Source organism: Pseudomonas sp. LBUM1641, assembly GCF_059716235.1.
This window is the reverse complement of sequence record NZ_CP166815.1, coordinates 183,210-195,424: the sequence shown is the minus strand read 5'-3', so window position 1 is coordinate 195,424 and position 12,215 is coordinate 183,210. Positions and strand designations below refer to the sequence as shown.

Here is a 12,215-nt window from a genome sequence, read left to right as displayed (position 1 = left end):
AGTCAAGGATTCCACTGATTGGAAAGGGCCGGACGCACGGTTTTCAGATCCGGCGAATTCTCCAGGAAGTTGTCGGGGTAGTAGCCAAAACTGGTCACGCCCTGGCGTTTGAGCACATTCATCCATTCGGCCAATTGCGTACCGCTGATGTCGGGAGCGGCCTTGGTGCGCCAGTCTTTGGCTTGCAATTCAAATACGGTTTTCTCAAGCGCACCGGGACGGGCCTTGACCGTCGCCACCAGCCTTTCCAGCCAGGCATTGGAGTTTTTGAGTGTCTCGCCTTCCATCAGCGGCATGGCCATGGGCGCGGTCCAGTCGTAGGTCTGGAGGAAGTCGTCGAGGTTCTGTGCGAACCAGGTTTCGCTGCCGGGATTGAGCATCGGCTCGGCGAAGAGATTGCGCGCGGTTTGTATTTGCGGGCCACGGATGGCGCGGAACTTGGCGGTCAACTCCTTGGTGAAGTCGATCAGGTAGCGACTCTTGAAACGGGTCCAGCGCTGCAGGACGGCCGGGTCAGCGCGCAGTGCGGCGATGCTGTTGGGCAGGCCGTTGGCGGCGTAGGCCTTGAGCGCTGCCGGGCTGGCATCTTCGAAATCGCTGAGCAGCGCGTCATCGTGGTACAGCACACCATCAATGGCGCTGTTGCCGGTGCTCGCCAGGTCTTGATAAATCTCGCCGATCATCTGCCGCACTTTCGGATCAAACGGCGACAAGCGCTGGTATTGGTCGGGATCAGGGCTGACTTTGCCGGTTTCCGGATCCCAGCGCGTGACGCGTGACAGTTTGGGATCAAGGTCGAAACTCAGTACCGGCATCCAGGCAAACACGCTGGCACGGGCACGGGTGTGCAACTGCCAGGCAACCCGGTTGAACAAGTCAGCGCGCATCGGCAAGTGACGGTTGGGGAAGTACAACGATTGCACCAGGCCGTCACCTTTGGGGTCGGCGTAGGCTTGCAGGAACACGGTCACAGAGCCCATGTCCACCACACGCTGTACCAGCACGTCGAGGTTATGCGCCTGTTGCACCGGGTCGGGGTCGTAGACGTGATCCAGATCCACATGCAGCACGCGCATCGGGGCCTTGGCCTGCACCGAGACAATGCTGCTGGCGAAGTGCTCGCCGTCCGGGTCGGAATCCACCAGGAAGCGCGGGCTGTTCATCAGTTTGTTCGAGTCGTCGAGGCCGTCGTCCAGGGTCAGCGCCATCTCATAGCCGTGCTCACCCACCACCGCCAACGAGGTGCCGTCAGCGGCGCCATACGGCCATACCCATACCCGAGGCGCCTTGCCAGTGACCGTGCGGATTTTGTTGGAGATCGCGACCACGTCGGCACGCATCCGCGCCTGGAACTGCGCCTCGGTTTCATAGCGATGGGTCGCCGGATCAAAGCGCCGTGTGGTAGCCGCCGGCTCCAGGTTGCCTTGGGGGTTGGCCAGGATGCCTTTGTGATTGGCATCGGTGTGGGCGGCGATTTCCACCAGGCCGGATTGGGACACTTCCCGAATCTGCTGCCAGGTCAGAAAGTCGCCACGGGGCCGAGGCGTTCCGGCGAAATCCACCGGTTGGTTGAGCGGTGTATCAATCCAGCTACCTACCGGCGCCAGCAGGGCCGGCCAGTTATACGCCCGCAGAATCGGCATCACGCGGGTATAGAAGCTTGAATAGCCGTCGTCGAAGCTCAGCATGACGGCTTTGGGCGGCAGTGTCGGCCCGCCCCGGCGAGCGGCCAGAACCTGGTCCACACTGACCGCTTGGTAACCGTTCTCCCGCAGCCAGGCCAACTGCTCGATCAAACGCTCGGTGCGCACGGCCACCACCGCCTGATCGGGGTCGTTATCCTCGACATCGTGGTAGGCAATGCCCAAAAAGTGGTTCTTCGGCCACGGCGCTTCGCTGGCCAGGGTCGGCCGCTCGGCGGGAGGAGTGAATGGCGCGGGTTGCTGGGCGCAGGCGGCGGCCAGCAATACGCCCAGGACCAGCAAGCAACGGCTGAGGAGGGTCATGGTCAGGCTCTTCTAGAAACGGTAAGTGAGGTCGACGAGCAGGCGCAGATCGCGCTCGCGCTCACCGTCATAAGGTCGGCTGACCAGGCTCAGGTTGGCGCCGGCTTCCAGTACGTCGTTCCAGCGCAAGCGTTGACCGTAGCCGACCAAGCCGATACCGCCGGTGGAGTAATCACGCTGGCTATAGGTACCCGCACCGACCTGGAACTGCTGACTCCACTGGGTTTCGTAGCGGTTGTAGAGCACATGGTTGACGGTGACGGTGGGCAACACGCCGAGGTCCGACTTGGGGTTGAAGTACAGCGTGTCTTCCTTGCTGTTGCGGCTGGCACTGACATCCAGGCCCAGCTCCACTTGCACCTTGGGCGAGCTGTAGACACCCTCGCGGCCGGTGAGCAAGGCTTCGACCCGGTTGTTGCCATCGCTGAAATGGGACGGGCTGACCGCGAGTTTCCACTCTCGGCTCTCGTTGGCGCGCCAACGGATAAAACCACTGCCGCCGTTGGCCGTGACGTCGGCATTCAGCGCCCGCAACGGGGTGGTGGCCGAGAGGTAATCGAGGCTGCCCCCGTATTGCCAGTGGTCGTTGATGTCCCTGGCAATCGACACCCGCGCGCCTTGTTTGGAACCAAAGCCATAGGAGTGGTTGGAGACCTCCGCTTCGAGGGTCATGTCGCGGGTACGCCGCTCTACGCCGACGCGCTGCCAGCGATGATGGCCGGTGCCTTCGGCGAAGTCGGCGGTGCCATAACCGACACCGGCGAACAGGCGCCAGTCTTCGTCAATGGGCGGGGTGTAGATCACGGTTTCAATGCCCCAGTCACGGCTACCGGACACCGCACCGGCTTCCTGGTCGTTGCCGCCACCGAAGCTTTTACCGGTGTAGGCCTCCACCCGGACTTCAGCCATGTCGTGCACATCGCGCAGGCGTTTGAGGCGCTGCACCTGGCGGTTTTCTGGCGCGCGGGCGACCACATCGTCGGTGAGCAGGTCGAGTTGGCGCCACTCCTGCAAGTCCAACGCCGTGAAGCCTTGGGACATTTCCACGCCGATGTCGCGCGGGCTCTGGTTTTCAGTTTCCTTGAGCGAATCTTCGGCGCGCCTCGGCCAATCACGGGCACGGTACATCTCGGCCTGGGCCAGACGTACGCCGATGCTGCCGGGGGCTTTATTGCCCAGGGCCTCCAGGCTTTCTTCGCTGGCGTTGAGGTCCGCGCCATAGGTACCGGCCTGGGCCGCCAGTTGCTGGGCGTCCATCCATTCATCGTTAGGGTTGCCGATGGGCAGGCCCTTGAGTTCAACCCGGGGCTTCTCGGTATCGGCCAGGTGAGTGGCGACCGCGCGAGCCTCTGCCACCTGGTCACTTTCCAACAAGGCGTAGAACAGGGCGGAGCTGTCTTTAACATGGTCGCCGACGTCCGCGTCCGGAGCGGTCACCGCCTGGCGATACAGCGGCGCAGCCTTTTCTGGCTGGCGCTGGTCGAGGTAGGACGCCGCGACCCAACGCACGGCGTAGGTCGGCAGTTGCACACCTTGGGCCGTCAGGGCTTCGTACTCGCGGACCACCTCGGCGGTGCGTGCCCGGGCCTTCAGCGCGCCCAGGCGGTCGATGCGCCAGCGCACCACGTCATCATGGGCGGTGGCATCCGGTGTCCACGTGGTGAGCAGTTGGTCGTAATCCTTAAGGGCGCGGTCGGCGATGACATAGCGCTCTTTTTCACTGCGTGAGGCGAACTCGGCCATGCGCACGCGTTCGGCGGCCAGGTCACCTTCGAGGCGGCGCTGGGTGACCGGGTCCAACAGGCCCGGGCGCCGGGCGGCCAGGCGCAGGGCCGGTTCCGGCAGGCGCGCGCGTTGCAGGGCGACGATGTATTCGCGGGCGACTTCGGGTTTGTTGCCGGCGCGGATGAAGGCCTGGTCGAACTCGAACAGCGCGTCATAGGTTGAACCGGCGCGAGTCAGGGCGTAGCCCAAGGCCATGCGGCGGTCGGCGTCGTCGGGTTTGGCGGCCACAAGAGCGCGGGTGCGCTGTACGGCTTCGGCCGTTTGGCCGGCGTCGGCCTGGGTCAGGGCGAGGCCCAATTGCAGGTCCGGGTTATTCGGCTCGCGTTGCAGCGCCTGGCGATACACGGCAATTGCCGGCTCCCAACGCTGCTGGTTGCGATAAGTGCGGGCGACGGTGGCCAGCGCTTGGGTGGTAAGGGTACGACTGCGGCCTTGGGTCTCGTAGACCGAAAGCACTTCGGCGTCCTGGCGTGCCCAGCTGGCAATCAACAGGTGATCGCTGACCTGCCCCGGCGTCTGACGCTCGGCGGGCAATTGGCGCAACAGATTGAGGGCCGGGCCATAGTTGCCGCTGCGGGCCTGGTTGATCAGCGAATCATAGGCAGCATCCGCCGACGCCACGAAAGGCCAGAGCAACTGGCTACACAGGGCCAGACGGATAAAGGGATGAACATTACGCGACATGTCGTCAGCTTCCTCACCTGGGAAAGCTGTAGCGATAAATTCACCTGCACGACACTCCAGGCGGCCAGCATCTGATGACGCGGCCAAGCTTTCCTGGGGCGCAATATCCTTGAGAGGGGTACAAAAAAGGCCAATTCCGAACAATTATTCAGAATTGGCCTCCATCACTTTGAGGCGAGTTCTATTGAGCGCCGCTAACCGCGCCGAACTTGCCCAGTACAAAACCAATGAATTGCTCGACGGTCATTTTCTGGCCGTTGAAGGTCACTTCATTGTTGGCGTAGTGCAGCTTGGAAACGACATCGGTGCCCACCAGGGTCGCCAGTTGAGTACCCACGGCCATGCCGCTGATCATCTCGCTGGCCATCTGGGATTGCTGCTCGATGGCTTTCGGGTCGGTCACACCACCGATCTGCGCTTGCAGGGCGGCAACGTCCTGAACCATCGGCTTGGACAGCGTCAGGTTGGCGTCCAGCAGCGCAACGATTTGCTTGCCCAGTTCAACCGGCGGCAGGTCCATGCTCGACGGCTTGGCCAGGTCGACCACCAAGTTGAAACGGCTCTCGCCATTGGTGGTTTTCAGCGACAGGTTTTCTACCGCCACTTGCGGCTTGGCAGCCAGCAGTTGGTTGACATTGGCCTGGGCCAGGGTTTGCTCGGCTTCGGTCAGTTGCAACTCAGGCACTGGCTGGCCGGCAGCGGCAGCGGCTTGGGCCGGTTGCACTTTTTCCTGGTAGAGCTTGGTCAGCACCAGCATCGACGGGATGTCGACGTTCTTCATGCTGACCGCCATGGCCGCCGAACCCACTGGCTTGCCCTGGTAACCGATCTCGTCGATCTTGTAGTCGACACGGCCGGCCAGGTTGTTGTCCTTGGTTTCGCTGCTGTCTTTCTGCTCAAAGTTCTTGAGGGTCAGCACGGCTTGCTGCGGACCGAAGGTGACCTTGGTGTTGGTCAGCTCGACCGTGTTTTGCCCGGTGTAGAAACCAAAGGTGGTTTTTTCCAGGTTGCTGGCGATGGTCAGGCCGCTCAGTTCGGCATCCAGCTTGGCGTTGTTGGCATCGACAACCGAGACCTTGAGGCTGTCCATGTAGCCGCTGGCCTTGACCTTCTTGCCTTCGGCAGTCGAATCGAAGTCCAGGTTGGCACCGGAGAAGCTCACGGCCGACTTGTCGTCCTTGAGTTCCAGGGGCAGCAGTTCAACATTGCCGTTCACCGAGCGGTTGTAGCCGATGTTGGCCACGCCCTTGAGCGGCGACACGTCTTTGCTGGCGGCGAACCATTTTTCGGTGGTGGGGTTTTTCTCAAGCTCGTAGTGACTGGTGGCCATGACCGGCAGCCACTTCAGCGACACCAGGCGTGAGAACGGCAGCGGGCCGTGTTCGATATGGTCGACGAACAGCAGCTCGGTGTCCTGATTGTTTTCGCCGAACACGGCGCCTTGGGCCTTGAGGCGATAGTGCGCGGTGCTGCTGAACAGCTGGCGGTCGAGGGAAACGAGCTCGAGGGTCACGGTGCCGTCGACGCCGGCCATGGAGGTCTGCAGTTCCTTGTTGGCATCCTGGATGGCGGTTTGCAGCACCGGCTCCAGTTGCTTGCCGGTGTACCAGGCACCGCCTGCACTGATCGCACCAATGGCGACGACGATACCCAAGAGAACGACTGCTGGCTTATTCATGTAGTGACCTGATCAAATCCTGTGAAATGGGCTGTCTTCCCTGAACCCCGAAGGGTGTCGGCTCAAGCCCGCCGAAATCCGGGGAAGATTAGCATTGGCTGGCGTATGCAGCCCAATTTTTCAATAGGCGCAGACTTCAGCGGTGAAAGGTAAAGCGCCTTCGCGAGCAAGCCCGCTCCCACATTCGGCTGCATTCCAAAGATGGAACTCGATCGAATGTGGGAGCGGGCTTGCTCGCGAAGGCGTCAGTACAGACACCACAGATTTCAGGAATACTCGGTTTCGATCTCATCCAATTGATGATCAAAGCTCTTCAGCCGTGCCGTCCATGTGTACACCAGCACTTCAAATTCGCGGTGAATCACCGCGTTGCCCGGGGTATCCGACTTGGGATCATAAAAATCCAGCTGGTAACGCTCCCGCGCCATCGCGGTGGCCACGTCGGATAATTCCCGGGCGTTATTCAGCCAATGCCGTCCGTCGGCGACTTGCCGATCAAGCATCACGCATTGTTTTTTCAGGGCTTCGAGGCTTTTTTCCAGCGGGGTGCCGGTCAGTTCACCCATGACTTCCTGGAAGGTGCGCCCCGGTTGCCAGTAGCTGCCCCAGAAGTAGCGGTCGAACACCGTCTCGACCCGGCGCAGGGCGACTTTGGTGTCCCAGATTGCCACGCGGGTCTTGCCTTGTTCGAGCAGTCTTCGCTTGATTCGCTGGCCCTGGTAGGTGGCCCAGGCCACCACACCGATGGACAGCACCGCGATCAGCGCGCTGGCGCTGTCGAGGAACACCATGGCCTTGTCGATTTGATGGGCCAGCATGATGCCGTAGAAGTACGTCGCCGATAGCAACACCAGTGCGAAGAACACGCACCAGAAAGCGGGAGCATAAGGGTTTTTCATTATTGGAATCCCCATGAGCAAACGCGAGCAGTGTCAGGCGGATGCCCCACTTGTAAAAAGCACCGGGGTCCGCCTGTCAAAGCATAGCAATCAGCTCAGGGTTTGCTGGCTTGTGTGGCTTGCGTTCGTCCACTTTCCCAGCCGCCGCCCAGGGCCAAGAACAAATCGATCTGGCTCATGGCAACCTGGGTGTTCGCCGCCGCCAGTTGCGCCCGTACATCGGTGTAGGTGCGGGTGGCTTGCAGGTCGGCCAGGAATGAGGCGCGGCCGGCCTGGAAGAAGCGGTGCGTCTGCTCCGCGGCCTCTTTGGCCGACGCGCCAGCATCGGCCAACGCATCGCGACGTTGCAGTTGCGCGGTGTACTGCGCCAGGCCCGTCTGGGTTTCGCGGATGGCGTTAAGCACCACGCCGTCGAAATGCGCCAGGGCGCCCTGGGTCGCGGCTTCGGCTTCGTGAATACGCGCACGGGCACCGTTGGTCGGCAGCGTCCAACTGATCAGCGGGCCAAAGCCCCAGCGGTTGGTGGCCGGTGTGCCCAGGTCATCCAGGAGACCCACGGTGCCGACGGTGGCCCCGATGCTGATGTCCGGGTACAAGGCGCCGGTGGCCACACCGATGCGTGCGGTGGCAGCCGCCAGTTGGCGTTCGGCCTGGCGCACATCAGGGCGACGCTTGAGCAGCGTGGCGCCGTCGCCCACCGGTAGCAATTGCGCGATATGCGGCAGCTCGGCGCATTGGGCGGTGCCGGCCGGCAGTTGATTCAGTGGCTTGGCCAGCAGCATCGACAGGCGGAACAGCCCGGCCTGGCGCAACGCTTCATAGCGCGGCATTTCGGCGCGCAGGGATTTGTACTGGGTTTGCGAACGGGTGACTTGGGTTTCATCACCACGCCCGGCATCCCGCAGGCGCTGGGTCAGGTGCGTGCTCTGGGCTTGCAGGTCGAGGGACTCGTTGGCGATCGCCAACTCTTCGTTGGCCGCGCACACCTGGGTGTAAGACCGCACCACGTCCGCCACCAGGGTGATACGGGCGATATCGGCCGCCGCCTGGGCCGCATCGGCGCTGGCCTGGGAGCTTTCAATGCCGCGCTGCAAGGTGCCGAACAAATCGAATTGGTAGGACGTGCTGATGCTCGCAGCGCCGATATTGCCCACCGGGACTTTTTCCGTCAGCAAATACGCCTCACCAGACTCTTGCAGGCGCTGGGCTTCGGCCTTGGCCCCGGCACTCCAGCCGCCGGCAGACTCGGCTTGCTGCACCTGATAGCGCGAGCGCTGCAAGTTGGCCGCAGCCACCCGCAGGTCGGTGTTGGAGGCCATGGCCTGCTCCACCAGCTTATCCAGGCGCGGGTCTTGATAGAGCTTCCACCAGTCGGCCGGCACCGGCGCCGACACCACATTGTTGCCCTCCCCGGCCAACTGGCCCTGAAGGTCACCGCGGTTCACGGCCGCCTTGTCCGGCAGCTTGTAATCGGGGCCCACCACTTGGCAGGCCGACAGCAACAACCCCAGCCCGGCGGTTGCTAAAAGCCGTTTCATGGCTTGTTCTCCGACTTGGGTTGGTCGTCGATGATCGACACCGTGGCAGTGCGCCCGGCAATCATGCGGAAGTCCGCCGGCACATCGTCAAACGCGATGCGCACCGGAATCCGCTGGGCCAGGCGCACCCAGCTGAACGCCGGGTTGACGTTGGGCAGCAGGTTGGAGCCGCTGGTGCGGTCACGGTCTTCGATACCGGCAACGATGCTCTGCACATGCCCGCGCAGGCGGGCGTTGTCGCCGATCACGCGGATGTCGACGCTCTGACCGACATGGATGCCGTCGAGCTTGGTCTCTTCGAAATAGCCGTCGATGTGGAAGGAGTTGCTGTCCACCACCGACAACACCGGGCGCCCGGCGGTCACGAACTCCTGGTTACGCGGTGCACGGTCGTTGATGTAGCCGTCCACGGGGCTTCGGATTACCGAGCGGTCCAGGTTGAGCTGCGCGGCATCCACCGCCACTTGCGACTCGGCCAGGGCCGATTGGGCACGGGCCACGCGGGACTGGCTTTCTTCCAGTTGCTCGCTGGCCACCAGGTTGCCGAGGCCACGGTTACGCTTGTTCTCGCGCACGGCCTGGGCCAGGGTTTCCTGGCGGTCGGCCACGGCGGCCTGGGCCTGGCGCAGGGCCAGCTTGAAGCGGTCCTGGTCGACGGAGAACAGCACTTGGCCGCGCACCACCAACTGGTTGTCACGCACGTCCACTTGCTGGATCAGCCCGGACACGTCCGGGGCGATCTGCACGATGTCGGCGCGGATGTGGCCGTCACGGGTCCAGGGGGCGAACATGTAGTACATCACCATGCGCCACACCACGACGCAGGCGAAAGTCACCACCAATAACGTCAGGACTACACGGCCGATGGTCAAAAAAGGTTTTTTCATGTCATGAGGTATCGACTGAGTGAGTCCACTGCGCCCAGCAACAGAGCGTAGAGACCCACATTGAACAATGCCCGGTGCCAGACCAGGCGATAGAAGTGGACGCGGGTCAACAGCCCGTGCACCACCAGGTACAACACATACGTAATGCCCATCAGCACCAGCAGCGTGGGCAGGAACACCCCGCTGATATCCAGATCACCGATCATAAAGGCGCTCCATCGGGTAACGGCGCTTGCGTCTCTGTGCCGCCAAGAAATTCCACGCCGGGCAACAACGCCAGGCGCAAGCCGCTGAGGGCGTGCAGCAGGTGCAGGCGGGTTTCGTCCTCACCTTGCAGGCCCTGGCCGTTGAGGGCGCGGCGGGTACGGTCGAGGGTCATCAGCAGACCGCTGGGGGCCGGCAGACGTTCACCGGCTTTCAGGCAGGCCTTGAAGTAACCGCCGACGCCTTCCACCACCTGGTTCAACAACACACGCGGAACACCGAGGATGCGCGGCGAGTACGCCAGCAGGTCCAGCAGGTTCAGCGCCACCCGAACTTCGCGCAGGGCGATGCCGGTGTCCTGGCCGGTCATGGCCAGCCGCGGCAGGTGTTGCATCAGGCGGTCGAGCATTTGCACGCCCATCTTGCGGTGCTCGGCCAGGGTCGCGGGCTCGGTCAGGGTGACGATGTCGCGCCAACTGAAGCGGGTCAGGCGCTTGGCCGCCAGCTCGGCGCCGAACGGCCGGGCAATCAGGGTCCAGACAAAGGCGAACAACAAGCCCACCGGGCCCGCCAGGTTGGAGTTGGCGAAGGCCAGGAAGTCCGCGTCATAGGCACCCTGGATGCTGATGAACGACGAGGTGTTGACCAGTGTCAGCAGCATGCCGAGGTAGAAGCGCGGCTGTACCGTCAGCGTGCCGATGCAGATAAAGGGCACCGAAAACGCCAGCACCAGCATCGGAAAATCATGCAGGTTGGGCAGCACCAGAAACAGGTAGAGGCTGGCGAACAGCACCGACATCGCCGTCCAGAAAAAGAACCGGTAGATCTGCGGCGCCGGGTCGTCCATCGAGGCGAAGAAGCTGCAGGCCACCGCCGCGAGGATCACCGCGCTACCACCGTCGGTCCAGCCCAGCAGGATCCACAGCACCGAGGCGACGATGATCGCGGTGACGGTGGAAAACGCCGAGTAGAACATCAGGCCACGGTCGAGGAACGGGGTCAGCCGGCCCAGGCGCCAGTGGCGGTACACCGCACGCCAGCTGTCCTGGCTTTCGCACTGGATAGCGGCTTGCAGGCTGCGGCAGTCTTGCCACAAATCCACCCACTCGCCGAGGCGATACAGCGCGTTGGAGAACAGCAACTGGTGGCGGTCATCCAGGGCGTCGGCATCGGGTTGCAGGGCTTCGATCTGGTCGCGCAGAACACGCCAGCGCTCGAGGGGCGCGTCCTTTTGCGTGCTGTCCAGCCACTCGTTGGCGGCGGTCAGCAACGGCGTAAAGCGATCGAGCAATTCCGGCGCGCGGTGTTCCAGGGCGTATACGGCATCGTCGAGAGCATCGATCACCGGCAGCAGGTGGATCATCCGCCCGCGCAGTTCCTTGGTGTTGCGCACCGTTTGCGGTCGCGAGCCCTCATGGGGCAGTTGCCCGATCATCAATTCCAGGGTGTTGAAGGTGGCAACCATGCCGCCGCGCAGGGTGCTGATTTCTTCGGGCTGCACGTTGCGGCTGAGGAAGCGCTGGCTGTAGACCTGCGCGTCGGCAAACCACTTGCTCACCGAATCATCGAACACCGGCGCCAGGCGTCGCGGCCAGAACATCGCACCGACCACCGCCGCCACGGCGATGCCGAGGAAGATTTCTTCGGTACGCGCTTCGGCCACATCCCACACCGCCAGCGGGTTATCCACCACCGGCAGGGCGATCAGCGGCAAGGTGTAGCCGGCCAGCATCAGCGCATAGCTGTTGGCGGTGCGCAGGTGCAGGGACAGGAACAGCAGAATCCCGGTCCACAGCGCGATCACCACCACCAACACGTAAGGCGTCTGCACAAACATCGGCACAAAAAACACCGCAGCGGCGGCGCCCATGAAGGTACCGACCGCCCGGTACAGCGCCTTGGAGCTGGTAGGGCCGACAAACGGGCTGGAAACGATGTACACCGTGGCCATCGCCCAATACGGACGCGGCATTTGCATCAGCATGGCGATGTACAACGCGATCATTGAAGCGGCGAATGTCCTTACGCCATAGAACCAATCCTTGGCCGGCGGCATGCCGGTAAAAAATCCGTTCAAGAACTCACAACCATGGGATGTTGATTGGCGCCTTCGAATGCTCGCAGTACACGCAGGGCAGCTTCCAGGTCATCGGGATCGATCGTCGCCAGCACCTCGCGGCGCAGGCGCACCAGCTGTTCTTCCACCGCCTGCACCAGCTCGCGGCCACGCTCGGTGAGGCTCAAGGCCTTGGCCCGGCGGTCGTGGATGTCTTCGGTGCGGCACACGTAGCCGGAATGGCACAGCTGGTCCAACAGACGCACCAGGGATGGGCTTTCCATCCCGGCGGCCTGGGCCACCTTGACCTGATGCACACCGTCGCCGAGGCGGCCGATCATCAGCAGCGGCACGGCGCAGGCTTCGGAGATGCCATAGCTGACGAGCGTGGTCTGGCAGATTTTGCGCCAGGTTCTGGCACCTACCACCATGCTGCTGCTGATGTTCATCTGGAGTTGTTCGAGGGTCTGGGACACTG

At 62.8% G+C, this 12,215-nt stretch carries 9 protein-coding genes; all 9 read right to left on the bottom strand.

Annotation, left to right across the window (positions count from 1 at the left end; translation table 11 throughout):
- Nucleotides 1–2: 2 nt before the first annotated feature.
- A complete protein-coding gene (gene pgaB, locus ACA046_RS00835) occupies nt 3–2,006 on the bottom strand; it encodes a poly-beta-1,6-N-acetyl-D-glucosamine N-deacetylase PgaB (protein ID WP_497675710.1) in 2,004 nt (667 codons plus the stop codon).
- 12 nt (nt 2,007–2,018) lie between these two features.
- Complete coding sequence (pgaA, locus tag ACA046_RS00830; protein ID WP_497675709.1) at nt 2,019–4,475, bottom strand: poly-beta-1,6 N-acetyl-D-glucosamine export porin PgaA; 2,457 nt, start codon at nt 4,473–4,475, stop codon at nt 2,019–2,021.
- A gap of 181 nt (nt 4,476–4,656) precedes the next feature.
- Entirely contained in the window at nt 4,657–6,153 is a 1,497-nt protein-coding gene (locus ACA046_RS00825) for a YdgA family protein (protein WP_459025146.1), read from the bottom strand.
- A 266-nt stretch (nt 6,154–6,419) separates the two neighbouring features.
- Complete coding sequence (locus ACA046_RS00820; protein ID WP_258343094.1) at nt 6,420–7,052, bottom strand: NADH:ubiquinone oxidoreductase subunit N; 633 nt, start codon at nt 7,050–7,052, stop codon at nt 6,420–6,422.
- A 95-nt stretch (nt 7,053–7,147) separates the two neighbouring features.
- The gene (locus ACA046_RS00815) at nt 7,148–8,590 is read right to left on the bottom strand and encodes an efflux transporter outer membrane subunit (protein ID WP_258343092.1); all 1,443 of its coding nucleotides are present in this window, start codon (nt 8,588–8,590) and stop codon (nt 7,148–7,150) included.
- Nucleotides 8,587–9,477, bottom strand: coding sequence for an efflux RND transporter periplasmic adaptor subunit (locus tag ACA046_RS00810; protein WP_003218191.1), 891 nt, complete (start codon nt 9,475–9,477; stop codon nt 8,587–8,589). The genes ACA046_RS00815 and ACA046_RS00810 overlap by 4 nt, the downstream gene beginning before the upstream one ends.
- Nucleotides 9,474–9,683, bottom strand: coding sequence for a DUF1656 domain-containing protein (locus tag ACA046_RS00805; RefSeq protein ID WP_003218193.1), 210 nt, complete (start codon nt 9,681–9,683; stop codon nt 9,474–9,476). Before ACA046_RS00805 ends, ACA046_RS00810 begins: the two co-directional genes overlap by 4 nt.
- A complete protein-coding gene (locus tag ACA046_RS00800; protein WP_497675708.1) occupies nt 9,680–11,758 on the bottom strand; it encodes an FUSC family protein in 2,079 nt (692 codons plus the stop codon). Before ACA046_RS00800 ends, ACA046_RS00805 begins: the two co-directional genes overlap by 4 nt.
- Complete coding sequence (locus ACA046_RS00795) at nt 11,755–12,186, bottom strand: MarR family winged helix-turn-helix transcriptional regulator (protein ID WP_459029155.1); 432 nt, start codon at nt 12,184–12,186, stop codon at nt 11,755–11,757. Before ACA046_RS00795 ends, ACA046_RS00800 begins: the two co-directional genes overlap by 4 nt.
- Nucleotides 12,187–12,215 lie beyond the last annotated feature (29 nt).

What these genes read in the sequence shown, in the direction of transcription:
- pgaB (WP_497675710.1), bottom strand. Translation starts at nt 2,006, where the DNA reads ATGACCCTCCTCAGCCGTTGCTTGCTGGTCCTGGGCGTATTGCTGGCC.
- pgaA (WP_497675709.1), bottom strand. Translation starts at nt 4,475, where the DNA reads ATGTCGCGTAATGTTCATCCCTTTATCCGTCTGGCCCTGTGTAGCCAG.
- ACA046_RS00825 (WP_459025146.1), bottom strand. Translation starts at nt 6,153, where the DNA reads ATGAATAAGCCAGCAGTCGTTCTCTTGGGTATCGTCGTCGCCATTGGT.
- ACA046_RS00820 (WP_258343094.1), bottom strand. Translation starts at nt 7,052, where the DNA reads ATGAAAAACCCTTATGCTCCCGCTTTCTGGTGCGTGTTCTTCGCACTG.
- ACA046_RS00815 (WP_258343092.1), bottom strand. Translation starts at nt 8,590, where the DNA reads ATGAAACGGCTTTTAGCAACCGCCGGGCTGGGGTTGTTGCTGTCGGCC.
- ACA046_RS00810 (WP_003218191.1), bottom strand. Translation starts at nt 9,477, where the DNA reads ATGAAAAAACCTTTTTTGACCATCGGCCGTGTAGTCCTGACGTTATTG.
- ACA046_RS00805 (WP_003218193.1), bottom strand. Translation starts at nt 9,683, where the DNA reads ATGATCGGTGATCTGGATATCAGCGGGGTGTTCCTGCCCACGCTGCTG.
- ACA046_RS00795 (WP_459029155.1), bottom strand. Translation starts at nt 12,186, where the DNA reads ATGAACATCAGCAGCAGCATGGTGGTAGGTGCCAGAACCTGGCGCAAA.